The 26,419-nt window shown below is 58.8% G+C and carries 22 protein-coding genes and 3 pseudogenes; 11 read left to right on the forward strand and 14 right to left on the reverse strand.

Translation table 11 applies throughout. The features are described from left to right. Positions 1-3: 3 nt before the first annotated feature. From virB11 to AC0X69_RS20010, 3 genes are read left to right on the forward strand one after another with little or no spacing between them, the layout of a single operon-like run. Positions 4-1,026 carry a P-type DNA transfer ATPase VirB11 gene (gene virB11, locus AC0X69_RS20000; RefSeq protein ID WP_482613663.1) on the forward strand — a complete coding sequence of 341 codons (1,023 nt, stop codon included), beginning with the start codon at positions 4-6 and terminating at the stop codon, positions 1,024-1,026. Further along, complete coding sequence (locus AC0X69_RS20005) at positions 992-2,920, forward strand: type IV secretory system conjugative DNA transfer family protein (RefSeq protein WP_482613665.1); 1,929 nt, start codon at positions 992-994, stop codon at positions 2,918-2,920. Before virB11 ends, AC0X69_RS20005 begins: the two co-directional genes overlap by 35 nt. Further along, a complete protein-coding gene (locus tag AC0X69_RS20010) occupies positions 2,913-3,875 on the forward strand; it encodes an LPD7 domain-containing protein (protein WP_482613666.1) in 963 nt (320 codons plus the stop codon). The genes AC0X69_RS20005 and AC0X69_RS20010 overlap by 8 nt, the downstream gene beginning before the upstream one ends. Positions 3,876-3,928: 53 nt before the next feature. Here the strand turns inward: AC0X69_RS20010 and AC0X69_RS20015 are convergent. Continuing rightward, a pseudogene (locus tag AC0X69_RS20015) lies at positions 3,929-5,045 on the reverse strand (ISAs1 family transposase). Between the two features lie 399 nt (positions 5,046-5,444). Between AC0X69_RS20015 and AC0X69_RS20020 the strand changes: the two are divergent. Both AC0X69_RS20020 and AC0X69_RS20025 read left to right on the forward strand, forming a co-directional pair. After that, on the forward strand, positions 5,445-5,783 hold the full coding sequence (locus AC0X69_RS20020) for a hypothetical protein (protein ID WP_482613667.1): 339 nt from the start codon (positions 5,445-5,447) through the stop codon (positions 5,781-5,783). 626 nt (positions 5,784-6,409) lie between these two features. Beyond that, positions 6,410-6,910 carry a hypothetical protein gene (locus AC0X69_RS20025; protein WP_482613668.1) on the forward strand — a complete coding sequence of 167 codons (501 nt, stop codon included), beginning with the start codon at positions 6,410-6,412 and terminating at the stop codon, positions 6,908-6,910. 131 nt (positions 6,911-7,041) lie between these two features. Here the strand turns inward: AC0X69_RS20025 and AC0X69_RS20030 are convergent, their stop codons facing one another. The 12 genes and pseudogenes from AC0X69_RS20030 to AC0X69_RS20080 all read right to left on the reverse strand — a co-directional run bounded on the left by AC0X69_RS20030 (position 7,042) and on the right by AC0X69_RS20080 (position 18,070). Continuing rightward, a complete protein-coding gene (locus tag AC0X69_RS20030) occupies positions 7,042-7,413 on the reverse strand; it encodes a hypothetical protein (protein ID WP_482613670.1) in 372 nt (123 codons plus the stop codon). 439 nt (positions 7,414-7,852) lie between these two features. Beyond that, entirely contained in the window at positions 7,853-8,725 is an 873-nt protein-coding gene (locus AC0X69_RS20035; RefSeq protein WP_482613672.1) for a relaxase/mobilization nuclease domain-containing protein, read from the reverse strand. A gap of 188 nt (positions 8,726-8,913) precedes the next feature. After that, complete coding sequence (gene mobC, locus AC0X69_RS23445; RefSeq protein ID WP_510175249.1) at positions 8,914-9,093, reverse strand: plasmid mobilization relaxosome protein MobC; 180 nt, start codon at positions 9,091-9,093, stop codon at positions 8,914-8,916. A gap of 27 nt (positions 9,094-9,120) precedes the next feature. Then, a pseudogene (locus AC0X69_RS23450) lies at positions 9,121-9,435 on the reverse strand (YlcI/YnfO family protein); the annotation flags it as partial. 151 nt (positions 9,436-9,586) lie between these two features. Continuing rightward, positions 9,587-10,564 carry a ParB/RepB/Spo0J family partition protein gene (locus tag AC0X69_RS20045; protein ID WP_482613676.1) on the reverse strand — a complete coding sequence of 326 codons (978 nt, stop codon included), beginning with the start codon at positions 10,562-10,564 and terminating at the stop codon, positions 9,587-9,589. Between the two features lie 13 nt (positions 10,565-10,577). Continuing rightward, a complete protein-coding gene (locus AC0X69_RS20050) occupies positions 10,578-11,318 on the reverse strand; it encodes a ParA family protein (protein ID WP_482613678.1) in 741 nt (246 codons plus the stop codon). Positions 11,319-12,130: 812 nt separating this feature from the next. Further along, on the reverse strand, positions 12,131-12,508 hold the full coding sequence (locus AC0X69_RS20055) for a single-stranded DNA-binding protein (protein WP_482613680.1): 378 nt from the start codon (positions 12,506-12,508) through the stop codon (positions 12,131-12,133). Between the two features lie 872 nt (positions 12,509-13,380). Continuing rightward, positions 13,381-14,331, reverse strand: a complete 951-nt coding sequence (locus tag AC0X69_RS20060) for a DUF2493 domain-containing protein (protein WP_482613682.1) — start codon at positions 14,329-14,331, stop codon at positions 13,381-13,383. Positions 14,332-14,964: 633 nt separating this feature from the next. Then, the gene (locus tag AC0X69_RS20065) at positions 14,965-15,969 is read right to left on the reverse strand and encodes a DUF7146 domain-containing protein (RefSeq protein ID WP_482613684.1); all 1,005 of its coding nucleotides are present in this window, start codon (positions 15,967-15,969) and stop codon (positions 14,965-14,967) included. Positions 15,970-16,068: 99 nt separating this feature from the next. Then, entirely contained in the window at positions 16,069-16,485 is a 417-nt protein-coding gene (locus tag AC0X69_RS20070; protein WP_482613685.1) for a hypothetical protein, read from the reverse strand. Between the two features lie 214 nt (positions 16,486-16,699). Further along, entirely contained in the window at positions 16,700-17,311 is a 612-nt protein-coding gene (locus tag AC0X69_RS20075) for a hypothetical protein (RefSeq protein ID WP_482613687.1), read from the reverse strand. A gap of 297 nt (positions 17,312-17,608) precedes the next feature. Next, positions 17,609-18,070 carry a Ros/MucR family transcriptional regulator gene (locus tag AC0X69_RS20080; RefSeq protein ID WP_482613688.1) on the reverse strand — a complete coding sequence of 154 codons (462 nt, stop codon included), beginning with the start codon at positions 18,068-18,070 and terminating at the stop codon, positions 17,609-17,611. Between the two features lie 851 nt (positions 18,071-18,921). Here AC0X69_RS20080 and AC0X69_RS20085 point away from each other — a divergent pair. From AC0X69_RS20085 to AC0X69_RS20105, 5 genes are all read left to right on the forward strand, one after another. Next, entirely contained in the window at positions 18,922-19,608 is a 687-nt protein-coding gene (locus AC0X69_RS20085) for a DUF2778 domain-containing protein (RefSeq protein WP_482613689.1), read from the forward strand. 2,003 nt (positions 19,609-21,611) lie between these two features. Continuing rightward, positions 21,612-21,782, forward strand: coding sequence for a hypothetical protein (locus AC0X69_RS20090; protein WP_482613690.1), 171 nt, complete (start codon positions 21,612-21,614; stop codon positions 21,780-21,782). A 204-nt stretch (positions 21,783-21,986) separates the two neighbouring features. Then, positions 21,987-22,172 (forward strand): IS66 family insertion sequence element accessory protein TnpB, encoded by a 186-nt coding sequence (gene tnpB / locus AC0X69_RS20095; RefSeq protein ID WP_482613691.1) that lies wholly within the window; start codon positions 21,987-21,989, stop codon positions 22,170-22,172. Between the two features lie 44 nt (positions 22,173-22,216). Continuing rightward, positions 22,217-22,744 (forward strand): IS66 family transposase, encoded by a 528-nt coding sequence (locus AC0X69_RS20100; protein ID WP_482613692.1) that lies wholly within the window; start codon positions 22,217-22,219, stop codon positions 22,742-22,744. Between the two features lie 925 nt (positions 22,745-23,669). Next, positions 23,670-24,173, forward strand: coding sequence for a phosphate-starvation-inducible PsiE family protein (locus AC0X69_RS20105; protein ID WP_482613693.1), 504 nt, complete (start codon positions 23,670-23,672; stop codon positions 24,171-24,173). A 178-nt stretch (positions 24,174-24,351) separates the two neighbouring features. On the opposite strand, the gene AC0X69_RS20110 is transcribed toward AC0X69_RS20105, so the two are convergent. Further along, positions 24,352-24,726 carry a hypothetical protein gene (locus AC0X69_RS20110; RefSeq protein WP_482613695.1) on the reverse strand — a complete coding sequence of 125 codons (375 nt, stop codon included), beginning with the start codon at positions 24,724-24,726 and terminating at the stop codon, positions 24,352-24,354. 346 nt (positions 24,727-25,072) lie between these two features. On the opposite strand from AC0X69_RS20110, the pseudogene AC0X69_RS20115 reads away from it, so the two are divergent. Further along, positions 25,073-26,171, forward strand: a pseudogene (locus AC0X69_RS20115) (IS3 family transposase). Positions 26,172-26,419 lie beyond the last annotated feature (248 nt).

Consider the following 26,419-nt stretch of genomic DNA (forward strand, 5'->3'; position numbering starts at 1 on the left):
GGGATGACGGCAAACGAACGCGGCGCGTCACGTCTCGTTCTCGAACGCTATCTCGAACCGCTTGCGCCCTTTCTTGCCGATGAGAGCGCGACCGAAATCGTCATCAATCGCCCCGGCGAAATCTTCGTCGAGGATCCATCCGGGTGGACCCGGCATGAGGCGGAGACATTAACCCATGATCATCTTCAACATCTTGCGATTGCCGCGGCCGGCTTTACCTACCAGGACATCAGCGCCGAACGGCCGATCGTTTCAACGACATTGCTCAACGAAGAGCGTTGTCAGATCGTCGCGCCGCCTGCCGTTCCGCCTGGAACGTTGAGTCTGACGATCCGAAAGCCCTCAGGCCAATCTCTGACGCTCGACCGGCTTCAGCAAGCGAAGCTCTTCGAGGACATACGCTCAGCCAGCAACGAACTTTCCGCCGACGAACATCGCTTGCAGGCGTTGAAGGAAGCGGGCGCGTGGCGAGATTTTTTGGAGCTCGCCGTTAAGACGCGTCGCAATATCCTGATTTCCGGGTCGACGGGCTCGGGCAAGACTACACTATCCAAAGCGCTGATTGCGATCATTCCCGCGCATGAACGGCTGATTGCAATCGAAGACGCTGCAGAGCTCGTTATCCCTCATCAAAACTGCGTTCGGCTTCTCTATTCCAAAGACAGACAGGGCCTCGCCAAGATTGGACCGCGCGAGCTATTGGAATCTTGCCTGCGCATGCGTCCCGACCGCATTCTGCTGCAAGAGCTGCGTGATGGCGTGGCGTTCTTTTACCTGCGTAACGTCAACTCCGGGCATCCGGGTTCGATCACGACGGTGCATGCCGACAGCGCCCCCCTCGCCTTCGAGCAGCTGACGCTGCTCGTCAAGGAAAGCGCCGAAGGGCGCGATCTGCATCGCGACGATATCCGCTCTCTCCTCGTGCTCCTCGTAGATGTCGTCGTGCAAATGCAAAAGCGCGATGGCCGTTACCGCATCACGGAAATCTATTATGATCCCGTTCGAAAGCGCCAACAGGCGCGCTAGAGGCGTGGCGCTCGCCGCTCTCCTGGGGGCGGCCTTGGCGCTATTTCTCTTCACCGCCTCGAACGTCCTGCTGCTAGGGCTGCGCGCCCATGACGGCGGTATGCATTTCATCGAGATCACGCGCGCCTGGCCTAATTACGGCGTCGATACGCGCCTAGACCGTTGGCTGACATTATCGACCCTTGCCGGGCTGATTGTCGCCTTTGCCCTCGCGGGCGCGATGCTGCGCCGTGGATCCCTGCCTCTTCACGGCAAGGCGAGCTTCGCGAACGAGCGCCAGATTGCGTCAGCGGGTCTGCGCGCCAAGCAGGGCCTGCTGCTTGGGCGCAAGGCCAGTCAGCTCTTATGCTTTGGCGGATCGGAGCATGTCCTCGTCTACGCGCCGACTCGCACTGGCAAGGGCGTCGGCTATGTAATCCCCAATCTGCTCAATTGGGCGGATTCCGTCGTCATACTTGACGTAAAGAAGGAGAATTTTGTGAAGTCCGCGGGCTTTCGGGCCTCCCACGGCCAAGATGTCCATCTCTTTGACCCGCTCGATGAGAACGGCCGCACCACACGCTACAATCCGCTCTCCTATGTGCGCAGCGATCCAGAAGATCTTTACGACGATCTACAGCGCATCGCAGTGATGCTCTTTCCATCCGAGAGCCGCGGCGATCCTTTCTGGTTCGAATCCGCCCGCTCGGCCTTTGTCGCGGTCGGCGGCTATGTGGCGGAAACGCCAGGCCTTCCGTTTACCATTGGCGAAATCCTGCGCCAGCTGTCATCGACTCATAAGCTGAAGGAGCATTTTGAGCGCATTATTGAGGCGCGAAAATCCGGCCCTTCCCCGCTGTCGCGCCACTGCGTCACGGCGCTCCATGATTTTCTCGCCGCCTCCGAAAATACGATGAACTCCGTGCGCAAAACGGTGACGGCGCGCCTTGGGCTGTGGCTTAATCCGCGCATTGACGCGGCGACTGCGGACAGTGATTTCGATTTGCGGCTTTTGCGACAGCGGCCGATGTCGATCTATCTCGGCGTGTCGCCCGACAATCTCGATCGTTTGAGTCCGCTGCTAAATCTCTTCTTCCAACAGGTCGTAGATCTCAATACGCGCGAACTGCCCGAGCAAAACCCCAAGCTCAATCGCAAGCTCCTGCTGCTCCTCGACGAATTCGCGGCGCTTGGCAATGTTCATGTGCTCGCGAAATCCGTGGCCTTTCTGGCCGGCTATGGCGTTCGACTCTTGACCGTTATTCAAAGTCCGGCGCAGCTTCGCGCCATCTACGGAGTGGATCTCACCAAGAACATCGTGACCAACCACGCCGTCGAAGTCGTGTTTGCGCCCAAGGAGCAGGATATCGCAAATGAACTCTCCGAGCGATTTGGCTATGACACGGTAAGGGCGAAAAGCCGCAGCGGACCGAAGGGGCTCGCGATGCGGACAATAAGCGAAACCGTCTCGCAACAGCGCCGCGCCCTGATGCTGCCTCAGGAACTGAAGCTTCTGCCGAACTCCAAAGCGATTATTTTGATGGCCGGCGTTCCACCGATCGTCGCCGAGAAAATTGTCTATTTCGAAGATAGAGCATTTACCGCACGCATATTGCCACCCCCACCTCTCGAAGCGCCACGAGTCCGTTCAACCGCCCTGCTCGATGCAGAGATCAAAGAGCTTCGCTCGGAAGTCGCCGAACTGCGCGCGGTCTTTCGTGCCAGGCCCCTAAGCGATGAAGAGATCATCGAACCGTCGATGATTCCGTCAAACGCAACATTTGATTTCGGGGACGTCGACGTTAATCTCGAAGGCCTTTCTGAAGAAGAACTGAAAGCCTGGACGCTCAACTATATCGACGGCCAGGCGATCGACCCCCCAAAGCGCTCATCAAGAGGCGCGCGAAATGGCTGAATCGCAAGGCGAGTTCGCGATCGAGCGCATAGCGCATGCCGAAAACGGACACGAGCAAGAGGATCCGGCGGACGCGCGCGATGCAAATGGGTCAAATGCAGACCAAGAGTCGAATGACGCGCCTACTCTCGCAGCAAACGTGAGCCAAAGCGACGCCTATCCGGACTCCTTGCGCCGAAGATATTACATTGTCGTTGAGGAGCGTGGAAAGGGCGTTGCTCGCTTCTACGCCGACGAACGCGGCGAATACCTGGCCTTTAAATTGGTCGAGGATCGGTTGACGACACGCCTCACCGCCCCCGAGGTGGTCCGCGACATGGTCGCCATCGCGGAGCATCGCAAATGGACAGCGCTGCGCGTTCGGGGATCGGACGAGTTTCGCCGACAAGCCTGGCTTGAGGCGAGCGGCCGCGGCATCATTGTGCAAGGCTATGAACCGACTGCGCTCGATCGGGAAGCGCTCGCGCGTCGGCACGATCCGCGACAGCACGATGAAGCCCCACGAGCGCGACGCCGAAATTCTGCCGGCAAGCGGCTCTCCGTCGATCGCGCAAATGTCGACGGTCGGCCCACGAACAAAGTAACATCTATCGACCCCGCAAAGAGACCTTTCGAGCGACGCGAGACCACGCCGGACGAATGGCGGTCCCGTTCAACGCGGTTCCGCAACGCAGATCGGGGCGCCGCCGTGCGGGACGGCGATCTCGTCGGAGCACAATCGCAACTTGCAATCATCGAGAAGGCGCTCGAACGCGCCTTCCCCAAGGATCCGCGCGCGCGAGAGAGAATTCTTGCTGTAGCGAAAGAGCGGATCGCCGAACATCTCGAACAGGGGCGTACTTTCTCTCGGGCGACGATCCAAGAGCAAATGTCTCACAGTAACGAGCGCAAGCGCGACAATGACGCTCGCGTTCGTGAAGACATTCGCGAGAAGACGCGTCAGCGTGAACGCTGACAAACGGCCGTCCTATCTTTGCTCGGCGCAGGTGCAGGGCTGTTCAACGCTCTTTACAGGCCGCGGTATGAGAGGGTGACGGCGGGATCGAGTGCGCCGCTCCAAAGTGCTAGGGCGATGTTGGCGACGCCGTTTGCCCTTGCGATGTTCAGGGCTTGCGAACGCAGGCGCGCCATGATGCCTGGATTGACCCGAATGCGGCTGGCGTCCTCAGCAAGGGTCACGTCGCGCACCCAATGATTTTTGTTCTCTACAGCCCAATGACCGCGGACGGCGCTTGCGAAGAGTTCTGCGGGCAACATGATGGACGACGCATAGAACGCGGTCTCTTCTCGCCGTTTCCAGAGCCCTGTGGCCGCGGAACGGATCAATGTAAATCGCGTGACCCGCACGATTGCGGTAATCAGCGGCACCCATTGGTCGTCATCGAGGGCGGTCCCGGGAGCATAGACTTCGACGCGCCGATCTTCCTGGCGATTTCGCGCCAGATTGCGGCTGTCGTTGACGGCGATGGGAGCCGCCGTCGCGGCGATATGCTCGCAACGTTGCAACAAACCCGGCTGATTACCTTTGACTTGAACGATTAGATCATTGCCCGTCTCGCGGGCGATCTCGAAGGTTTTTTTGGCAGTGCATGGCGTCGAGCGTGAAGATGCGGTCGCTCAGGCCCATGGCGGCAATCAGCGCCTGCGCGGCGGGGATCTCGTTCGATTTCTCGTCGATCACTTCATGCGCGAGAATGATCCGATGGTCGACGGCGAAGGCGCTGAGCACATGCGCGGCCTTGCGGTCGGCGAAAGCGTCGAAGCTTTGCCGCAACGTCTTTCCGTCGATGGCGATGAAGCGGGACGGCGCGGCGGCGCAGGAACCGTCGAGACTTTCCGCATGACGACGAAACGCCCGCTCAAGTTCGTCCGGATCGAGTTGGCGCAGAATTCCGCGCACGGAGGTATAAGCTGGCGCCCGTCGCAGCGCAGCGTTTGGAAAAGCGGAATTGAGCACGGAAAGCCTCGCGCGGATCAGGGCGTGGATTTGCCGATACGACCGAGCGCCGCTCAGCATGGCGATAATCGAAAACAGGATGACGCCGACTTGGCTGTAAATCTTTCCTTCGGCGCGCCGCCGATCCGGGATGGCTGCAAGGCAGGATGCAAGATCAATCGTCGTCATGGGGCAACCTCTGATTCGGGTTGCTCCCCATAGATTCAGACACTTCCCGACCTGAAAAGCGAAAATTTACCCGTCTCGGTCAAACCAAAGCACAGAGCGTTGAACAGCCCTGGGCGCAGGTGGAGCTCTTCAGCTCCTTTTAGCGATCTCGCGCCCTGACGCGACGCCTATCAGAGGCCTCGACCAAATCGACTGGCCGGACCGCAATGGCGTTCGGCCAGTCGGTTAATCGCTGATGTCCGCCCGGCGATTGCTTACCTCACTCTCGATCATGCACTGCCGTTTTCCACGCCTCCAACGAGTAGCTCCAGGAAAGCTGCGACTATCGCGTTTAGACGACAACGTTAAGAGTTTTTTGAATCTACGCGCCTTTAATCGGTCACGGTCTAGGATGGGCGCATGGGCGAGAAGGCAGAATTTGAGAGGAGAGCCGTTGAGGCGCTGCAGCGCTATCGGGAAGCCCTCGCCAAGGCTGAGGCTCTGGAAAAGGAAGAGGCCGTGGCGCGGCGCGTCCTCGCCGACTGGCTTCGTCGGCTAGAAAACCCAAGACCTAAAGACCCACTCCTCGATCGACGGGAAGCGACTAGGCAGGGCCAGGCCGCGATGTCCCGTCTGACAGAAATACGCGTCGCCTTGAGCGCTGCGACCGCGGCGCTCGATAAAGCCTATCATGAGCTGCTCGCTCTTGATCAGGGGCTGGAATTTCTGCGCCGCAGCAAGACGCGCCTTCCCTTGTAAATTATGGTCGCGCTAGACAAGCAAGGCGCCTGCTCGTCCAACAAGACCTGGCCGCTTTCTGATGATTGAACGCACAAGCCGCTATCGACTCCCGGCCCTCACGTAAAGTTGCACTGGGTAGACCTTGTCTCCTCGTTTCTCTCGCCTGCCAATAGCATCGCGGAAGCGGAAAGACGCCCAGCCAAGCCGTGAACATTCGCGCTGCCGTAACCCTCGAAATTTGAGCCGACGTGCCGAGTCCGATGAGGAGACTGTGGCCTCTCCGCGAAGCACCACAAGTGATTAGAAAAGCGAAAATTGTATAAACGGCGCATTGACTGCCGTTTTGGATTTTGGCTCAATGAGTAATTTCCACAAGGGTTCTTTGAAGAATGATGTCCACCGGATATTCTCGCCGTCGGATCTGGCGTCCCTTTACGTTGACCCTCACGGGAGAAAGTTCCTTTTCCGGCATAGTCTACGTTGGCGTCACCGCCAAAATCGAACCAGGTGTAGCTAGACTTATCAGTGCGGCGTCGGAGCGGGGCGTCACTGAGTTTTTGTCCCTATTCGCTGGCGACGTCCGCCTCGAGTTGGACCCGCGCACGTTTCGAAGCGCTCATGCCGCGCGGATGGCGGCTCGAGAGATGGTGCTCAATCATATTGATCGCCTCGGCGCGGATAAGGTTTTAAACCGTACGCATCTCGGCTCGGGTTATTGGAGCACTCTTGGAGGGCTAAAGAAGGCGCGCGCCTATCGCTTGGACGCAGACCGCATTAAGCGAGCCCGTGTGGGATCGACGACGGGCGCACATAGCCTCGCAAGGCAGAAGACGCCGAGTGGCGTTCCGTTCAAGACAATCGAAGCGGCTCGTGCGCTCGGCTTCCATCCGCTCGCGCTTGTCTGGTTGATGTGGGCGGCGCCTTCGACGCCTACGCGCACCGCATTGATGATGGCCAGTCAAAGATCAACCGGCCGTCTCCAAGTTCTCGCACTTGCGTTGGCTCACGTCATGCGCCGGCGGCGCGCACGTTTGGACGTCGCGCCAACAAGTGATGACGAAGCAACCGCCGAGAAAATTGCCTCGCTAGAGAATATGCTCTCACTACTACGCCAAGCATGGGAATCTGATGAATCACTCCAATAGATTCGACGCCACGTCGGACTCCGACGCGAGACACGTTTGAGCGATACTAATTCCTTGAGGGCTGCATTCACGCCATCTATCACAGCTCGGCTCATGCCCGCGGGCCAAACTATCGAAGATCTCTATGCCGTTCAATTTCTCAGGATCCTTATCGCATCGCCTGCATAGCTCCATGAGGCGATCACCTTTGCCCTGATATCATTCGCTGCTTCGCTGACGCGTTTTTCGAAGTGCGAACTGGCGACACCTTCGTAGTTCTTATTGAGCAAATCATACACGCACCGCTCACAGCTCATCAGATACGCCAAGGCCAGCGGCGGAATGGACGCAGGATCTTGTAGATCGCCAACTTTTTGCCATTCACGTTCGAACATTCGGCGCGCAAAAGCTGGCAACGCCTCTGAAACGGATGACCGGAAGCGTTCCCGGAGCTTTCTCGCCGCATCTTCAAATTGCTCAACGGCTTCTTGGTGCGGCGAAAGCGAAACTGGATGTGGGCTCATAATGCGCTCCCATGTGGGGGCATGACGCAATGTCGGGTTTGAAATTATCAAGAGAACGTTTGTAGCTCATCAGGAACGGACACACAAGCTTATGTAGACTCCTATCAGCATTGCAGACCTTCAGCTCAAAACTCGCCGCCAATCAGCCCGCGTGCGTTGATCGAGAAAACGCCTCGCCTCTAAGGGCGAGACCTTCGGGTGGAGAAAATTTCTTAATGGCCTGTCTGCGCCATGTTAGCCAATGGTCACGTTCCTTATTCTCCTGCATGTTCTAGATCATCCGCCATCGGGGTCCGACCATCCAGGTCAAAGGGCTGATGTCGCCCCTCTTTTCCCCGCCGCAATGAGGGAGCATAGGCATCTCGGCTGCATGCGTCGATGAGATCGTCACTAGGGTGTGACGCCTAGCGCGCGCCTGCCGCGCGGGTCGAAGACGAAGCTACTTCTCAGGACCTGACTTGTTCAGATCCGAGCGCTTGCGATCATCTGAGTGGGTTCTCTGATTTTCCACGAATTTCTTCAACTCGTTGTTTAACATGCTTCGTTTTGTTTCCGCAGACGGCATGTCCTGGACGAACTTGCGAAGCTGTTGCGCGAGCGCGCTGTCCGACGTCTTTCCCGTACGTTCGAGATCCTCAGCGAATTGCAGATAGGCTCCACGGATCGCTTTCTGGCGCCTTCCAATATTCTCGTCCCATGGGCGCTTGGCCCGACTTCCATCTTGGAATTCGCGCAGCGCCTCTTCGCGCGCCCAGCGATCGACGAGAGGCCGAACGCCTCTCTTTCGCAGAGCCAAAACGGCGCCTCGGTCTGCCTTGCGAACCCGCCCCCGGGTGCGCCGTGGGGTTGCCTCTGCATCAATTCCGCGAAGTCTCAGTTCACTGGCAAATCGCTCCCGCCAGGTCTGTAGATCCGCTTTTCGCGGATTCAGTCGTTTGCCGTCATACCCCTGTGAGCGCACCGTCAGATGCACATGCGGATGCTTGTCTTCGAGGTGCTGCACGAACACGAAATCATAATTTGCCCCAAAGGTCTCAATCGCAAAGGCGCGTGCAGCGTCCTTAACGGCGACAGCGTCTGTTCCTGCGGGCATGGAGAGGATGACATTTATGGACACCGATCCGTCGCGACGACGGGCGCTATCGAGTGCGGCGTCATCTGCCCATCTCTGCTGCACGTCCTTAAGACCAACGCCCCCGCTGAGCAGCGACCCTTGCTCGGTCTCGAGCGCGAGTTCACCATTGCGGGTGATATATTGGAGATGTGATTTAAGGTGGTCTACGCTTTTTGTCCGCCCGGTGATCTTGACCATCACCTCGGGCGCTCGTCGAATGATTCGTTCGAGTTTCGCGCGCATCGCTGGCGTTAGTCGCTTTGGCGCCTTTTCGTCCGGAATATCCCATTCCGCCTGCCTCGGCCGGCGCACAGGCGTTCGCCACACATAGGATATTGGCGGCGCCTCGGCAAAGAGCTCGCTGGCGGATGGCCCGCCCTTCCCCCTCATCGACGGCTCTCCCAATACGCAGCGTTATCATCAAGAATGCGCCGCAGCTCCGCAGCCACTCTCTCGACGGTCGCTTTCGTTTCGCGGATCTCGTGCGACCGGACCTCGCCATTGCTGCTCGGATAAGCGCCGGCGGCATTAACCGCTCGCGCGATCTGATTGATATTTCCGCTAATGCGATTGAGCTCACGAACTATCGCGCGGAGAGCCTCGCGTTCGTCGGGAGAAGGCGCCACGGGAGATCGCAATCGCGTCCGCACGAGCGCTACGATCCAACCGGTGCGCGTCATCCCGCGCATGCGCGCAACTTCTGTGAGCTGGCGTATTTCGGTATCGCGAAGCCGCACTGTGATCTTCTCAGGCTTGCCGATCGGAATAGGCGCGGCGCAGGGCGACTGCAAATCCAACGCTTGAGAGATGAGTCGGCGCAACAGCGCAGACTTGCCGCCTTCAGTGAGCGCAAGCGCCGAGAAGCGGACGGCTAGATCATCCGGAATGCGGAGCGAGATTAGCGCCACAGGGCTCTGATCCGTGCGCGCTGTAGTACATCGCCGGCGCGAAGCCTATCCTGCACTAAAAGCGGCTTGAGCGATTCCACGCCGTCCATCCTTCTTCGATAGAGGTCTACAGAAGGGGGAGCGCTTTTGCTCCGCGCCGGCACATTGACGCTCAACACGGCGTAACCTGCTCGATGCGCAGCTCCGAAACCGGCGTCTCCTCTACTATGCCGGTTTCGAGAATGAGCACGGCGGCGAAGCGGACGCCTTTCTTAGCTGGCCGCTCTGTGACCAGCCGGCCTTCGCGATCCCCGTGGCGCACCATGATCGAAACAGCCGACCTGCTTCTACGCCGTTCGTGGGGGTTGCGCGCATGTTCAGAGGAGCGGTTGCCTTCGCTATATGCTGGCGCCCCAGGCCCGAACGCCAGGTTCTCGCTGGGGCCCGTTCCAGACGTAGGCCCGATATCGGTTGGCGGGTGTCCCGCGAGCGTCGAGGCCGTATGCCGTAACTCATGAGCGATGTGGCGAGCTTGCGCATCGGTAAAGCTGTCCTGTCTTGAACATGCCTGTTCGATAGCTTGGGGCTGTACCCGCCACGCTTGATAAAGCTCGTAAACAGCGCGGATGGATGAGGTGTGGAGCTTCGCTTGGAGGAAGCTCGGCATTTTGGGGATGGCGGCGAAACGAGAAACCCAGTCTCTTGGTTTGCCGAGCTTGCGAGCGATCTCCGACTGCTTCTCACCCGCTTCGAGCTGTGCTGCTATGAAGGCCGCGATATCGACGGCGACAAGATCGTCTCTTTGGACGTTCTCAACGATCTGCGCGTAACGATCAGGCGCACTGACATCTAGGATGATCGCGGGAACAGCCTCGAGGCCAATGAGACGCGCCGCACGATAGCGACGTGCGCCCATACTTATAACATAGCGGTCCGTAGCCTCGACGGGACGGACGATGATCGGCTGTAAGATCCCAACCATCCGAATGGACTCAGCGAGCTGGGCGAGCTCTAATTCGGTGAAGACCCGCCGCGGCTGAGCAGGATCTTCGTCAATCTGATCCACTGGGAGGAGCCGTGGCCGGCCTTCCGTCCGATCGTTGCGTGCGGCGGTCTCGAAGAGTTCCTTGAAGCTGAGGTCCAAAGCCATTTCGTACGTTCCTTCAGCCGATGCGTTCTGTAACGGCGGCCATCACAGCTCGGATTTCACGGCCGGCTTCTTGCGCCGAACGTCGCTTTAACGACCACACAGGCTCTCCCTCGGCGACCGCCTCCGCATAGCCGTCGCGCGCAACTACCTGACCGGGAAAGACGTATTTGCCGGCGTCTCGAAGCAGCTGTTCGAGATGGGCGCGCTGACGTGGCGATTTGGTGTTGAAGAGCGATGGCAGCAGCCCGAGAAACGTCGCTTCGGAACGTCCGTACCTTCTTTGGACGCCGACAAAGGTCTGCAGCAGACCTTTGACGCCCTTGACCGAATAGTCTTCGAGGTAGATGGGCGAGAGCACGTGTGAGGCGGCGACGAGCGCCGCCACGCTACGCAGGCCGAGAGATGGCGGCGTATCGATGACGCAGATGTCGAAATACTCGGTCGCGGCAACGAGATTCTCTCGTAGGGTCAGAATCGCGGCGGCGTCTCCACGATCGACATCCGTCAGCGAGGTGTCGGCGGGCGCTAATGTGAGGCCGTCGCGATTGGGAGCAATCTGAGCCGCAGGCTTGAACAGGTCAGCCGCGGAGACGTTCGCTGCGTAGCGCGCGAGAGTTTCGGTCGCATTGCCTTGAGCGTCAACATCCAACATCAGCACACGACGACCTGTCTCCGCCAGATACCAAGCGAGATGCACCGCGATAGTGGTCTTGCCAACCCCGCCTTTTTGGTTGTTGATGACAATCGTTTTCATGCAGCTTCGACCTAAGACCGACTCTCGAGCATCGCCACGAGCTGAAGCGGTGGTTTGAACCACTGTAATGCTTGCAGCGGAGATTCAATGCCGTGACTCGCAGTTTGAGTCGTCCTGTCCCGATGGACAGGCTAAGCTACCCCGGCGCTGCATCATCTGCAGAGCACGAAAGAACGACTGATAAGCGGCGGCGATTCCCTTTGATAAAAATCGGATTGAATGCCGCTGACGATTTGGACGTCGATGCTTCGACAGGCCTCGCCTTGGGCGCCGACGTGGTTCAAACCAACGTTGCGTTAGACGGCCCATAAACCGATTCATCTCAAGGTACGAAGACATCCATATCAAGCAGGAAGATCGATCTGCGGGTTAAGCCGCACAGGAGCGTGAGTGGCTTTGGACGTTCGCCATGGCCGAGGAAGATTGAAGATTGGCGCGCGCTCCTTGCCACTCCCTGCCCTGCGGAAATAATTCTCAACGACGGCCAGTCAGTCGCGAGAACTCATTGCAGCGTCTATTTCAGGCATGCAGGCCAGCCAGTGGTTCGAAGACGCCATCTTTTCCGGCGCACCGAAACAAGCGCGTAGATCAGCTCGCCACGGCGCTCGGAAAGGTCTGGAATAGCTGTGATAGCGGTGGCCCCTTTGAAGGCGCGTCCCAAGCGCCTCGACAAATGCGGAGTAGAGCGCGGATCGCGAGCTCACGGAGAAAACCATCTCGCGCCGGCAGTGAGGATCCGCGCGCTGAGACGACGCGAGGCGGCTCTGGATCAATTGATCGGAGAGGCGACGCACGCCGCCTCTCCGAGGGCGCTACTTGCGTTTCGAAGCTTTCTTTTCCGGCGCGGGCGCTTCGTAGGCTTCCTCGGATTTCTCCGGCTTCGAGGCGAGGATCGAGAAATCGTCGCAGTTGAGGTCGACGGTGTAGATCCGTTCGCCGCTTTTCTCGAAGCTGCTCTGCTTGACCGTGCCGCGCGCGATCACGAGGTCGCCCGACGTGGCGTAATCGCGGACATATTTGCGCGTGCTCTCAGCCCAAATGGTGATCTCGTTCCAATGTGGCATATCCTTCGTTTCGCCGCCGCGGTCTTTGAAGGCGTAGTTGGCGCAGATCGAAACGCGCGTGGTCTGCCCCACTTCGCGAACCTTGCCTATGCGGCCGAGAATCTGAAATTCAGCGAACGTTCTCATCTTGCTCTCCATCATTGGGGCGTCCGCCCCGGTTGCGATGGCTGTCCGTAGATGGCCGCTAAGGCGACGCTTGAACCAACGCGCGCGAAGGGCGCGAGGCTGAAGCGCAGCGGAAGACCCGCAGACGTCGAGAATTTTGTTCGCGAGGAATAGGCGCTCCTGCGCCAGGGGAAAATTGTCGACGACGAAGGGTTTTGGGCTTCGGCTGCGGCCATAGGACGAAAAGACATGCAACCTGGATCGGTCGTTCCTGGCGTGAGAGCCAGAGAAATGGCCCGCAAGAACTGCCAGACTCTCGGATCAATGCGCTCGCGAAGACGGGCGCAAGCGCGAAAGACATCTCACTACGTCGATGTGGACGTAATGCGCTGAAACGACTGCAGATCCAGTGCTGGAGAAGACAGCTGGGTGCCGATCTGAGGGATCGCTTTGACGGCGGTGCAACCAAGCTGGCGGGGCGCGACCTTCCAAGCAGAGATGGCGCGCTCCGGGTGTTCTGGCGGGGATCTCGTTGACCGGCTGCACGCCCAGATCGCCACAAGAACATCTGAGAGGCGGAGCATCGACGCTGTCCCCGACCTATCGCACGATCTTAAATGCGAACACATCGAAAAGGCGCCGCAGGAAGCGCCTCGTGGTCATCGCTAGCGTTGCGCGGCGTCGCACGCTGCGGCGCGCGAGTCGGTTCCCGCCCGAGCGACAGCTTCGATCGACAAGCTTAACCTTCCGGTCTTTAACCGAACGCGCCATTGGCGCCGGCGGAAGCTGCGCCTCCCGTCGCACAACCGGGAGACGCGTCCGCTCGCCTGCGCACGCGCCTTCCGAGCTTTCGCGGTGTTCGCCATGGACATAGATCAAGCCAGAATGGCGCTTCAGGCGCGCTCCTCTCCAAATCGCCACACCGGAATGCCCATTCTGCGCGCCTTGTCTGCAAAATTTTCGACGATGCCGGAGCCGGGAAAAACGATGGCGCCGATCGGAAGCGCTTCGAGCATTGCATCGTTACGCTTAAATGGCGCGGCATTCTTGTGGCGGGTCCAGTCAGGCTTAAAGACCACTTGCGTCACCTTGTGATTATCGGCCCAGCATGCGGCGATTCTTTCGGCGCCCTTTGCGCCTGCGCCATGAAGGAGGACCATGTCGGGGTATTTGGCAAGCGCTTTATCGAGCGTCGCCCAAATGCGCCGATGGTCATTACAATCCACGCCGCCCGCAAATGCGATGCGTGCGCCTTTTGGTAAGAGAATCTGCGACTCGGCGAGCTTCTTCGCGTTGAGATATTCTCGGCTGTCGATCATCGCGGCGGTCAAGGTTCGGTGGTTAACGTGCGAGCCGGATCGCGGTCGCCAGACCGAGCCGGTTTCGACCCCGTACAAGCCCGCGAGCTGGTCACGGAAGAACTCAAAGGCGTTGCGGCGTTCGGCGAGCGTCAAGCCCTGAATGATTAGCCGTTCGAGTTCGACCGAGCGGATTTCCGAGCCGTCTTGCTCGGCGTTAGAGCGCTGCTGAGCGGATTCATTGTCGCCGAGTTCACGATTAATGCGATCGACCTTGCGATGGAACAGGTTGACGATGGACCAGAGGAGATCGGGAAGGTCTGCCTCAAGGCGCGTGTCGAGAAAGAGACCCGAGAGCGCATCGATCAGGGATTCGAGGGCGAGCGTCGCATCGTCCGACGTCGGCAAAGGACGCGAGTCGGGTTCCTCTTCGAAAGGACGATAACCATGCAGTGCGAGCTCGTCGAGAAGATGAGACGATGGGCTTTGCCCTCCAAGCTCAGAATGGATCGGTTCGTCAATGACGTCGAAATCCTCGGTTCGCATAGCGGCTCCTCCGCAGGAGGCCGCGCCATTCGCGGCCTGACGGCGATTTCGAGCCACGATCGAACAGCGACGCACCCAAAGGGCCGCAGCAACGCGGAGGACGGGCGGCGGCGGCTTTTTTGTTCCGCGCGGAATGCGCGTCGCGAAGCGACCGCGTAGGGGTAAAAAGTTGGCGTCGCCCGTTGCGGCTCAGCGGACCGCTCGTGGCGATATCGCTGCTCGCAGGCCAGCGTGGCGCTCCGTAGAGGAGACCCGATAATCCGCAGGCCAGATGACGACGCCGAGGGGGTCTCTAGCGTTGGAGCTTGCAGGCGACGGCTAAGGCTGAGTTCGCTAAGCTCGCATTTGCACGATAAAGCGCCGTCAGGACGCCGATCGCGCGCCGCCGCGCGATCCTTGTCCACAAGGTCAGTCAAATTGGCGTAGTGGACCCCTCATGGTTGATGATCATGGGACCATAGACCGATGAGGATCAGTCGCCAATAGATCGGCTGCCTCCTGCCGGCAAGACAAGGCGCAGTATGGCGCAAGTCAGCTGAGAACGAGTGATCAAATTATCAACGCACAGTTTGGATGCGCTTCATGGGTCAAGAACATGACCTGCGCGCTTTTCTGGGTAGCGTCGCCCGGCGTTCACAACCGATCAAGGTAGACCAACCGCGAAACTCGGTCTCGCATGTCCTCGACTGTCGTCGACTGCAATTCGTTGTTGAAATCTTTGCGCAGCGGAACGATCGTTGACACTTCGACCTTAAGCTTTCTCATGCGTTCCGAGAGTTGACGTGCAGCGCGTCCGCCCGGGTCGTCGTTGTCTGCGGCGATAACGAGGCGCCGCAAGCCACGCGGCCGGCTCCATGCGGCCAGATGCCCGGCGGAGAGAGCCGCGACGATGGGCGCGCGGGGCAGAGCGCTCTTAAGAGACAGCATGGTTTCGAGACCTTCTCCGACAATCGCAAAATCATCGATGACGCCAATGCGCACGCCGTGACCCAATATCGCGCCGAGCGAACGGCGCGGAGAGGCAACGTCTGCTTTGGCGTTGCGCGTCGAATCGAGGAACGTGCGATGAATACCCATGATCTCGCCCTCGTGATTGGAGACAGCGGCGACGAGCGCCGGCAGTTTTTGCAGCGGAGAGCCGGGGCTTTCGCGATAGTGTAGCGCCGGGTGATAGCGCAGCGGCGCCTCGTGAAGATCGGCGGTGATTTTTCGCGCGCGCAAATATGCCTCTGCCTTTGTGCCCGCGATCGCCCCTGATTCCATCCAGATTTTGCGCGCCAGCGCTATCGTATCGCATTTGCTTGTTTCCGTATCGCGACGCGCGATCGAGGGCGGCATGCCCAAGAATCGCTGCGCCTCGTTGAGCGCACGCCCTATGGAATTGTAGCCCTCGCGCGCAGCAATCAGATCGAGAAGATCCCCGTGTTCGCCGCTCGCCGCATCGATCCACTTGCCCCGTGCGCCCCGGCCGGAGAGCGGTCCCTTGAGCCGAACGAACAGACTCCGACCCGCGTGATTGTTAACGTCGCCGACGATCCAGTAATTCCCAGATCGTCGCCCGTTGGAAAGATAATGCTTGCACACGGCCTCGACTCTTTCAGCGAGGCCGCGCGACACTTCTCGTGCAGTATGTTTCATCGCCGCCTTCCGCTGCAAAAATCCACCCGGGTCGCGGGCGGACCCGTTCTGGCCGAGGGTTCGAGCACGACGTCGCCGGGAACAATCCGGGCCGCCAGACTAGCGACATATGCCAATTCCAGTGGGGTCGAGATCTGCTGCAGCGACTGGCTTTCTTCGGATCGCCGCGTTTCGCTCGGCAGCGCGGCGCCGATCTTTGACAGCGCGGCGATGATACGCGACCGGATCATTTTCCGCGCGCGCGAAGATCGCGGGGCCGAGGCGACGCAGAAGCAGAATCTGCGCTGCTTGTACGGCTTCATAGGCGTCTTTCCAGCTCCAAGCCCCTTCCACATCGCTCGCGCTAAAGGCGTCTTCCATGGCGGTGCGCAGAACGGGGGCGTCAACGCGCTTCCTGGCGAGATGGGCTACGAGCATCTGCACCGCCATGACAAGCGCATCAGGCTTGTCGGCCGAAATAAAGGAAAGTTCGGACTGATCGCGGCGCTGTTTAGTGACGGCGAGGTTTGGGCTCATCGATTGTCTCCGGGGTCAACGGACCTGGGACGCTCTCTTTTCGCGCTTCCGGGATCACTCTCCCGGCGCAGCCCTCTCCCTCTTCTCCACTCAACCAGTCCCGCGCCTCACCCGCCGAAAGGCGACGACTCGCCTTATCTCGGTTACCGAGCCGCTTTGGGCATGGGACGCGCGTGCTCGCAACGGCAACGACGCCGAGCGGAGAACTCAGCCCTCAATCGTCGATTTGGCCAAAGTGCGACGCAAAAACCGGGCGCATCATCGCGACAGCAACCAACGAAGGGCGGGCAATCGTCTGGTTCAAGCATCCCAGCCGCTGGCGGGATTCGATGGGCTTACCACCGGAGAGCTGCCGCCCGCAGGTCACAGCGATGCCGTGGTCTCCTATATCGACCAGCTGCGCGAGGATCTTACGCGCTACAAAAGGCGGTACGGACGATCCCTGCCGCTCGCCGCTATTGGCGCAGGCTCGGCGCCCAAATGGGCGCACGATCCCTTGGGCGGCCCGGCGCCGCTTCATGCGGCGGATCACTCCCGGCGCAGGGGCGCTGTACATGTCCGAAGTCTTCATGACGTGGGTTGCGGAATTGAGCAGGACCTCGGCATCCGCCCGGGGACGCTTTACGCCGACATCATTCAAAGCTTGAGGCGCTCGGCTTTGGAGCCGACGACTTGCGCCCATCGAGGCACATCGCCCCCCGTCAAAAAACGCGAGCGGATGGAAGGCTGCGATATCGCCGACGACCAGATGGACCTCAGCCGCTTCCACATGCCCGCCAAGTTTCAGCGCCTCTTGTCCCTTCCGGCCTTGAGAAAACTTCGACAAGCCGAGTTAAACTTCCGTTCGGGCCCATCTAGCTGAGGTCGCCGCTGCGGGACAGGCTTCGCGCATCGGCGCTATGTCTTCCACGAACATCGGCTTCACGCTGACAGAGGTTTTTGTTGGCCGATAACACACCCGCAGCATCCGCTGCCTCGACGCTGCGGGACACTGATATGCCTCCCGTGACGACTACCATTAAGATCATGAGTTTTGCGACGGCGTGGACTCGCGTCATAGGTGGCCCATTGTCATTTGACGCGAGACCTTTCATTCGCCCTTTGTCGTCTTATGCTCAGCAGCCTATTTCGTCGTAGCGCTTTTCGTACCCCTTCTCGTCACGCCTGCACCCCGACGTTTTCTCGCCATTCGACCCAAGCCGAGAGACTTCGCGAGAGCTGAACGCCGTGCGGTATAGTTCGGCGCTACCAGCGGGTAGTTGGCTCTGAGGTTGAAGGCCGCCTTATATTCTTCAGGCGTCATTTTGTGTTCAGCGTTCAGGTGGCGCTTGAGGGATTTGAATTTCTCGCCGCAACACAGGCAGGTAATCGCGTCTGAGGTCACGGATTTTTTTACGGGGACTGCAGGTTGCCAGTTCCTGGCTTCCTCGCTCGGGGCGGCATTCGTAGAAAGACCAACACCGTCGCCAAATGCGCGTTTCACAGTAGCAATTACAGAGTAAAGATCAGCCGGACTGACGGTGTTGTTCGCGAGGTATGACGACAAGATCTGAGCAACGAGCACTTCGTTGTCGGCGTTGGACATGAGTTTCTCCTGCGCATCTGATTCGGCGAAAGGATGAGTGTATACAGCTTTCTAATAGCAAACCAATTCATCGAGCCGTTACGGCTCATCCTGCTCTTGCGCAGTGTTATTTTTTGAGCAACTCGTTGGTAAAAAAATGGCGGTTGACCCGCATTCACTTGGACCAGCAGCCAAATTGCTCGTCTCTCGGCTACCAATAGCGCTGTCAGGCCGAGCGCCGTTGTCCTCTTCCGGACGACTTGCGCAAAATCGGGCAGGATTCTTGTCGCCGTGACCTATTCCGGCGTGGCAGTAAGCCGATTCCGTTGGGCCTTTTCGGCGCACGCCCTTTCCCGCAGAGCCAGTGCAAGGAACTATCCGCCATCCTTTATCTAAAAGGGCTTCGCCATTGAGCGTCCATTGGTGTTTCAGATGTTCTCTCATGAACAGAGTACAGTTTTGCAGGCAAGGGATCATCATTGGACGCCATATGATAATCTCGGGCTATGTGACTTTTCTACAACAGCCAATTCACCAACGCTCAACTATCATTAGGACAACGTTGGCTGCATTTTTCGGGACACGTCGCCCGAACACTTTGGAGTGCAGTTATGACTATGGCCGATCCCTCTGCGTTATTGCCAGCAACTCCTTTTACAGAGCAGAGAGCCCGCCGAGACGCACCGATAGCCGCCTTGGCGGCAGGCGCGCTCCTTCGATTCATTTCTCCAAGGCGGGTCACAGGCAAACTATCTCCGTTGTCCTTACAACGGATGCCAACATCAAAGGCAAAACTTCGGTGAAAGGGGGCTCAGAGAGATGAACTTTTTGCCTGCCCTGATAACGCTGTCGTCCCGGCACGAGCCTTGACGATGTGGAAACAGCGCTATTTCAAGGTCTTACTCTTTGAACAATCGAGGATTCTGCTCGTTTTCACGGTCTGTGTCGCTTTAGCGTGCTCAACGAGCTTGTTTTATAGTCCGCGTCAAATTGTCTGGCGCTTTTTTGCGCAGGCGCCAGTCGAAACCACTCATTCGGAGCGCCTGGTTTTTTCAACAGAAGCCGCTCCCGCCCAAACCACGTCTAGGGCGTCGGTCTTGGAACCCGAGTATGCGCCGTCCAACAGCGGGATAACTGACGACAAAAAATTCATATCCAATAGGCTGTCTGATTTAGATGGATGGACCGCCATTTACGATATCTCAGCGCATACCGTCTACCTGCCCAATGGAGCGACGTTGGAGGCGCATTCAGGCCTAGGCTCCAAATTAGATAATCCGCGCTACGTCCATCAACGAATGCAAGGCGCGACTCCGCCTCACCTATACAATCTCGCCTTGAGGGAGAAGCCCTTTCATGGTGTTCGCGCACTGCGCCTGAATCCAATCGGAGGCAATGAAAATATCTTCGGCCGAACCGGTCTGTTGGCGCACACGTATATGCTGGGGCCAAAGGGCCATTCCAACGGATGTGTGGTTTTCAAGAATTACGACGCATTTTTGCAGGCATTCGAAAACGGTGAAGTTAAGCGTTTGGCCGTCGTAACCCGCATGGATTGATTGCATCGCGAGGCTTTGCGATACCACGCGCTGTTGTTTTGGAAATCTTGAGACCGTCTCGAGTATAGCGCTCACAACATTGCGAATGGATCGTGTCACTTGTGGCGTGGGTCGCCACGCTCGCCGGCGCGGACCGCATTGGTCAGGCTGCCCACGGCGCACGCCCGACGACTGGATCATCGCTTAAGGGCGCGATGGTTTCCAGATGCTATCGGGCATGCGCTGGGCCGTGGCAGACAGGCGCTCTTCAAGACTTTGGAGCTCACCACGCCTCATTCATTCATGGCCAACCGCGCCACCGCCGCCTTTGATCAAGAGCGCACCCCTCATTGTCATCGAGATGAGCCAATCCGCTTGGCTTGTCAGCGGATTACCGCCTCGCGTCGAACGTCAGCCGCGTTGTCGCCTATGACGCCGGACGGATTGGGTTCTGGTTGGCGCGCTGGTTGACGGCGCGCGCGGGGTCAAGGCCCGAGTGAGACATCGTGGCGGTCTCCCGGGAACGCCGTCGCGCCAAGACGGATCGGCTCGACGCCGCTCTTCTACTGGGCGTCTTACCGGGATGGCTTCGCGGCGAATCTGGTCATTGCAGCATGACGACCACGCCTTCTATCGAAGACGACGACGCCAAGCGGCCCACGCGGGAACACGAGAAGCTCGTCGGCGAGCGCACGCGGATCATTAATCGGATGAAGGCCGCCCTGGCGCGTCTGGTCGTTCGTGATCTCAATCCGCTCAGCGCAAGTTGCAAGTCAACTCGACAGCCTGCGCACGCCGGACGCGTCACCCCACGCCGCTCGAGAGGGCGGAATTTCGTCGCGACATGGCCGCCTACGCCTCATCGAAGACCAGATGTTTGGAAGTGCGGCCGATCGGCGAATTAAGGGCCGAATCCACTCGGCTGGTCGTCTTTACGGCGCACGACACATGAGATCGAGCGCTCAAAAAATCCGAGGACTCAGAACAAACCACAAATAACAATTCCAATACATGGACTTGCTTCGCCACGACCAAGCCAAAACCGCGCTCGGGTGCGCCCAGACCATTACCGATTAGACGAGCGCGCTATTTTTATTTAAGAAATAGGCTCGCTAGGGTGCGAGGCAGCTCCTCTATGCTCAATGGCCGACGCGTGATCATCTCTTTGGCGGGTGGACTTGACGCGCTCTCATGGCGCGAGAACACGAGCACGGCCTTGCGAGCGAAGAGATCGCGCGACGACTCCGCACATGCCCTGCTGTCGCAGTTCTAAAATCAAAATGCTCGAAGGGACAGAGACTCGAGTAAGGCGAACGGCACAACGGCCGTTCGATCGATTCCGCCCAGTCAAACGTCGCGAGCATTTCGTTGAGCAGACTCTTCCGTCAACGTGCTTACGCGCTCACGCATTTCGCGTTCCGCGCTCTCTTCTCCAGGTCGAAAATGATGCAGGACCGCGTTTTCATGCGATTTTGCGCTGCTCGCCCGAGTGTTCCCGTCACAAAACGGCGCGTCCGTCCGATGACCTTCGCGTGCGCTGTCACCGTTTCTCGCTTGAGAGGCTAGCGGCCCACAATGAGCAAGTGCCAGCGCACGACAACTGCATCCGCGATGCAGGTTCACGCACACGTCAAGCAGATGCGCGCACCATACGGCAGCCCGCGCGCCCCAATCAACATGGCCAGACCGCGCAGTGACTAGTCGAAACGATGGGCCTCAGCTTGGGATTTTTCTGTGGGGCGCCGCAATGATCATTTTCTGGATATCGCTTGCTCTTTGGCTCTTTTTATAAGCTCCGCTCTAGCATCGCCCCAGGCGCCGCCAATCGCTTCAGCATTACAACTTTTCGCGTGGCGTCGCGCTGCTGCTCTCCGGGCGGAGAAGATCGAGCGCCAGGCTCCGGCGGAGTCGCGTGCGGCAAGGACGCGGCGCGTGCAGATAGAGATTGGCGGAGCGGTTGTGCGGGTGAACGCGGACATTTCGGAAGCCGACCTTCGGCGTCTGCTGCGCGCGGTGCGCGAGGCATGATCGTCACCGCTGTGCGCGCGGCGGCGCGTGCGCCGAAGGCGGAGCCCGCCGCTCCCGTCGTGGAGATCGAGATCGGCGAGGCGCATGTGTGGATCTGGCGTGAGGCGGACATCGGCATGGCGACTGCGATCCTGCGCGCCTTGCGAACCTCGCCAGGCGCAAAGTGATCGGCCCGACGGGCGCGGTCCGCGTCATGGTGGCGACGAAGCCCGTCGACTTCCGTATGCGGTGCCCATAATTATGCCGAGTGCGCGGTGGAGTTACAAAGAGAAGCTATGCTGCCTCGAGGACTTGCCCAGCTACGGCGACTTTGGCTCTCTGCATAATAGCGGTTATGTGGCGCTCCACATAATCGTAAAGGTCCGGAAGGATTGGTTTCTCTGGTTCGGGACGCTGGCGCCGATCCGTTCGACGGTTATCTCTATGTTTTCCGGGCGAAAGGAGCCGACCGGATCACGATCGTCTGGTGGGACGGTTCGGGTCTTTGTCTGTTTGCCAAGCGCCTCGAGCACACGCATTTCTGCTGGCCGACTGCGGGAGCCACGAGATCCGTCTGAGTTATGCGCAAGTCATGGAGTCATGGCGCGGGTCGAAGGCTTGATTGGAAGCGGGTTCGGGCGGTGGAGGTGCGGGCGCCGCAGAGCGCCGGCTGATAGAGAAAAGACGCGCCGGACGAGTTGCAAGCCTGGAAAAATGCGGGAATTGCAGCGATGAAAGCGGTACCATGCGAAGCATGTTCGAGCGCTTCGGCGAACTTCCTGACGACGTTGATCAACTGAAGGCGCTGGCGCTCGAGGCCTTGGCTCGCGTCGATCGTTCAGAGACTGACGCGAAGGTTTTCCATTCCCAAACATTGAGCCTGGCCGCGAAACTCGAGGATCTCACGCAAACGAACGCGGCGGCGAAAACAGAGATCGATCGGCTGATCTCGATCATCAAAACGCTTCACCGCAACCGCTTCGGTAGACGTTCCGAAAAACTCCGCGCCGACGAAGCCGAGCAACACAGCTTCGTGTTCGAGGAAATCGAAACTGAGCTAGCGGCGATCGCCCCACGGTTGGCCGCGAAGGCGCCTACACTTGCCCGAGGCGGAGCCGCCGTCAGTAGCATCGTCCAACTAACTGAGTAGTGGTCGGCCCACCGGGGTAGCGGCACACCATTCTACTAAACCCATGACCAGGGTAGCAGCGGCAATAGGCTGCTCTGCCGGCGAGTGAGTGCTGGCGCTGATACGGGCTGTAATGCTGCAATGGATTATACTGCACGGGTAACGCAAGGGGGCGCGTGATTCCCGAACCAGGGATGGAGGCCGCTTCGGCGGCATCACTGAACGCCAAGAAGCTCACTGATGATAGCGCGGCTGCAATTGAGAGTGCATAGAGAGGTTTCATTCCACTCTCCACCTCTTGACGATCCCATCCGGCGAGAAGCTACGCCTGTTCTTACATTTTGCAAACAAGACTGTTAACGCGCCTGCAACTGGCGACCGGCCGTGATACGACAAAAATTTAACGCCCCGCTGTTACATCCACGGTCGTTGCGTCATGGGCGACGATGTTTTGGGTGGTCGTCGCTCAGCGTAATGTAAGACTAAAAGCCTACGCTGCAAATCGTCTGCCGGTTGCTTTGCGCCGCTCCTTCGCCGCCTTCCACGTCGTCGCCACGCATTACCCGAACTTCCAGCCGAGCCCGAGGCGTTTGCCGTCTCGGCGCCGTTTATGGGGTCCCGCATGATCTGTGCGCGGTCGTAAGTCACGGCCTCAGCCTTCTGCGCAAATCGTCCGACTTGCGGGCGACCGCCTCGGCGCTCTCGACGATATGCTGAATAATCCGCATGAGGACGTCATCGTAAGTGTCCGTGACGCGCGCGAGCCAAAGGAAGAGCCGCGCGAGCTTGATCCGCCACGTATCGCGATGATCGTCGACAGCGGCAAACGATGCAGCCGCGCCTTGACGTCAGTTCGCACGCGCGCGGTTCGGCATTGACCGCTACGTTGGCGCACCTAATTAATTTGCGCAGCCCAATGCTAGGATTCTCATACTGCGGGGAGCCAATGCCGCTGTCGTCATTTCTTGAGGAGAGGCGTGCGGTCTTCTCGACTTTGGGTGTCTACGGGCGATTCGAACAGATCGTATCCTATATTCTAACATTGGCCATTTCAGTGGTGATTATGGTGGCGGTAGTTCACCTTTCAATGCGCGTCCTGGCGCTCGTCTTACTGAACGAGATCGACCCTTTGAACCAGGAGGTTTTTCAGTCGGTTTTCGGCATGATCATGACTGTTCTGATCGCCCTTGAGTTCAACCATTCGATTCTTGCCGTGCTGGAGCGCCACGAAAATATAGTCCAAGTTCGCACGGTCATTCTCATCGCGCTTCTTGCATTGGTGCGCAAATTTATCATCCTAGACGCGACAAAAGTCGGCGCGATGACCTTGGTGGGGCTGGCGCTCGCCGTTATTTCGCTCGGGACGGTTTATTGGCTCGTCAGAGATCAGGACGAGAAGGAAGTAGTCCGCCGCCGGAGCTTAGCCGCTACAGACCCTGCGCGAAGATAGTCCTCTTCGTATTGTGTTCAGTTGAAGGCGACGTAGGGTGCTTGGCGATATCAGGGTAATACGGCATTACATCCCATCAAATCATATAAAATCATGGGGTGTAAGAAGGGTCATAGCCGCGCAGCGCCATTTCAGGATGGCCCTGCCCGTGGTCAGTCCAGCCCAAGGATGGCTCCGCTTAGTCGCTCGAGCCCCAAGCGTTCAAATTCATCCGCCAGGCGTGCTCTTGGTTCATTGCGGCCGTCGCATCGAGCGCCGGCTCTTCGTCGCCGCCCGCTTCGTCGTGTTCGTCCTCGACTTCCCGGTCGTCGTCAGCGCCCTGCGCCCAGCCGATCAGGCTATAGGACCAGCTGAGCGCAGTGCATCCCGCGCTCCCCAGGCTCGGCTCGTTGTCTCCCACGTCCTCGGCCGGCGCCTCGTCTTCCGGCGGATTGTCTTCCTCAAGATCGGCGACGCGGTCGATCTGGTCGAGGAGCGCGACAAGCGCGTCGACGGCCTCCGCGATGCGCTTGCCCTGGATACGCCCCTTCAGGCTTTTAACAAATGCGCTCATAGAGCCGCACACTAGGCATAGTGCGATGCCAACGGACTGCGTTGTCCTCCTGCCAGAGCACGCTCGCGTGCGACGTCTGCTTGGCGCCGCTATACCCGCCGAAGGATGGAGGGAGGTCAGCCGAGCAGCGGCGCACGCTGCATTCAAGCGCACGTGCTTGCGGGCGCTCCTTCAGAAGCCCGCTCTTCCTCATCTCAAACCTTTCGTTTTGAACTCAGATTCAAAACGAGGAGAAGGGCAAGCTTATCGCAATTAGACGACCGAGTGATCCGCTCCCGTGAAATTGGATCGTTTTTGGTTAGAGTCTTCCGGGCATGGTCCCTTCGGTTGGGAGGAGCGGAAGACGATGAAAGCGTCGAAGTTTTCGGATGCGCAGAAGGCGTTCATCCTGAAGCAAGGAGCTGACGGCGTGCCGGTGGCCGATATTTGTCGGAAGGCCGGAATCAGCCAGGCGACCTATTTCAATTGGAAGCGAAAATACGAAGGCATGCAGCCGCCGGAGATGCGGCGCTTAAAGCAGCTTGAGGACGAGAACGCGAAGCTGAAGAAAATCGTCGCCGATTTGTCGCTTGATCGCGAGATGCTTCAGGACGTCATCCGCCGAAAGCTCTGAGGCCTGGTCGCAAGCGCAAGCTGGCGGCGGGGATTTGCAATGAGTGGAATGTCTCGATCCGGCGGGCTTGCCGTGTTCTCGAGTTCGACACATCCAGCTACCATTATAAGTCCCGTCGCCCCGATCAGGCCGGTCTCGAAGCGCGCATCAAGGAGATCTGCGCAACGCGTGTGCGCTACGGCTACCGCCGCGTGCACGTGTTGCTGTGCCGCGATGGCTGGAACATCAACGTCAAGAAGACATACAGGATAATGAGCTTGGCCTGCAATTGCGCAAGAAGCCGCCGAAGCGGCGCGTCAAAGCGAAGCTCCGCGACGATCGGAAGCCAGCGAGCCAACCGAACGAGACATGGGCGATGGACTTCGTCCACGACCAGCTGGCGACCGGCCGGAAGATCAGAGTGCTCACGGTCGTCGACACGTTCTCGCGCTTCTCTCCGATCATCGACCCGCGCTTCAGCTACCGGGCTGAGAATGTTGTGGGGGCGCTGGAGCGCACATGCGCGCAGATCGGCTACCCGAAGACGATCCGCGTCGATCAAGGCTCGGAGTTCGTCTCGCGCGACATGGACCTTTGGGCCTATGCGAAGGGCGTCACTCTGGATTTTTCTCGCCCGGGCAAACCCACGGACAATGCGTTCATCGAAGCTTTCAACGGTCGCTTCCGGGCCGAGTGCCTGAATGCGCACTGGTTCCTGTCGCTTGACGACGCGCGGTCGAAAATGGAGGATTGGCGCAGATACTATAATGAGGAACGCCCACACGGGGCGATCGGGAACAAACCCCCGATCACGTTGCAACTGCCCGATGGCGCACCCAGCCCGTCATCGTGAATAAAGCCCGAAAACTCTAACTTCGGGCGGTCCAATGTTTGGGAGCAGAGCACAAACGCCGGGACTCTAATTGCCGCTGGATGAAAGTTCAGGGGCAGGTCACCGGGTTTAGGACCGGGGTCGGCGCAAAAAATTCAAAACTTAGAGTTAATGGTAGCGAATAACGGATATGTTTAGCGGGCTTAGCAGATATTTGGATTGCGCATAATATAAATCAATTTTCCTCTTTATGGCGATATCGGGTGACG

It is taken from the genome of Methylocystis sp. Uni0008, assembly GCF_056838045.1.

What these genes read in the sequence shown, in the direction of transcription:
- virB11 (WP_482613663.1), top strand. Translation starts at nt 4, where the DNA reads ATGACGGCAAACGAACGCGGCGCGTCACGTCTCGTTCTCGAACGCTAT.
- AC0X69_RS20005 (WP_482613665.1), top strand. Translation starts at nt 992, where the DNA reads ATGATCCCGTTCGAAAGCGCCAACAGGCGCGCTAGAGGCGTGGCGCTC.
- AC0X69_RS20010 (WP_482613666.1), top strand. Translation starts at nt 2,913, where the DNA reads ATGGCTGAATCGCAAGGCGAGTTCGCGATCGAGCGCATAGCGCATGCC.
- AC0X69_RS20020 (WP_482613667.1), top strand. Translation starts at nt 5,445, where the DNA reads ATGGGCGAGAAGGCAGAATTTGAGAGGAGAGCCGTTGAGGCGCTGCAG.
- AC0X69_RS20025 (WP_482613668.1), top strand. Translation starts at nt 6,410, where the DNA reads ATGGTGCTCAATCATATTGATCGCCTCGGCGCGGATAAGGTTTTAAAC.
- AC0X69_RS20030 (WP_482613670.1), bottom strand. Translation starts at nt 7,413, where the DNA reads ATGAGCCCACATCCAGTTTCGCTTTCGCCGCACCAAGAAGCCGTTGAG.
- AC0X69_RS20035 (WP_482613672.1), bottom strand. Translation starts at nt 8,725, where the DNA reads ATGGTCAAGATCACCGGGCGGACAAAAAGCGTAGACCACCTTAAATCA.
- AC0X69_RS20045 (WP_482613676.1), bottom strand. Translation starts at nt 10,564, where the DNA reads ATGGCTTTGGACCTCAGCTTCAAGGAACTCTTCGAGACCGCCGCACGC.
- AC0X69_RS20050 (WP_482613678.1), bottom strand. Translation starts at nt 11,318, where the DNA reads ATGAAAACGATTGTCATCAACAACCAAAAAGGCGGGGTTGGCAAGACC.
- AC0X69_RS20055 (WP_482613680.1), bottom strand. Translation starts at nt 12,508, where the DNA reads ATGAGAACGTTCGCTGAATTTCAGATTCTCGGCCGCATAGGCAAGGTT.
- AC0X69_RS20060 (WP_482613682.1), bottom strand. Translation starts at nt 14,331, where the DNA reads ATGCGAACCGAGGATTTCGACGTCATTGACGAACCGATCCATTCTGAG.
- AC0X69_RS20065 (WP_482613684.1), bottom strand. Translation starts at nt 15,969, where the DNA reads ATGAAACATACTGCACGAGAAGTGTCGCGCGGCCTCGCTGAAAGAGTC.
- AC0X69_RS20070 (WP_482613685.1), bottom strand. Translation starts at nt 16,485, where the DNA reads ATGAGCCCAAACCTCGCCGTCACTAAACAGCGCCGCGATCAGTCCGAA.
- AC0X69_RS20080 (WP_482613688.1), bottom strand. Translation starts at nt 18,070, where the DNA reads ATGTCCAACGCCGACAACGAAGTGCTCGTTGCTCAGATCTTGTCGTCA.
- AC0X69_RS20085 (WP_482613689.1), top strand. Translation starts at nt 18,922, where the DNA reads ATGTGGAAACAGCGCTATTTCAAGGTCTTACTCTTTGAACAATCGAGG.
- AC0X69_RS20090 (WP_482613690.1), top strand. Translation starts at nt 21,612, where the DNA reads ATGATCGTCACCGCTGTGCGCGCGGCGGCGCGTGCGCCGAAGGCGGAG.
- AC0X69_RS20105 (WP_482613693.1), top strand. Translation starts at nt 23,670, where the DNA reads ATGCCGCTGTCGTCATTTCTTGAGGAGAGGCGTGCGGTCTTCTCGACT.
- AC0X69_RS20110 (WP_482613695.1), bottom strand. Translation starts at nt 24,726, where the DNA reads ATGAGCGCATTTGTTAAAAGCCTGAAGGGGCGTATCCAGGGCAAGCGC.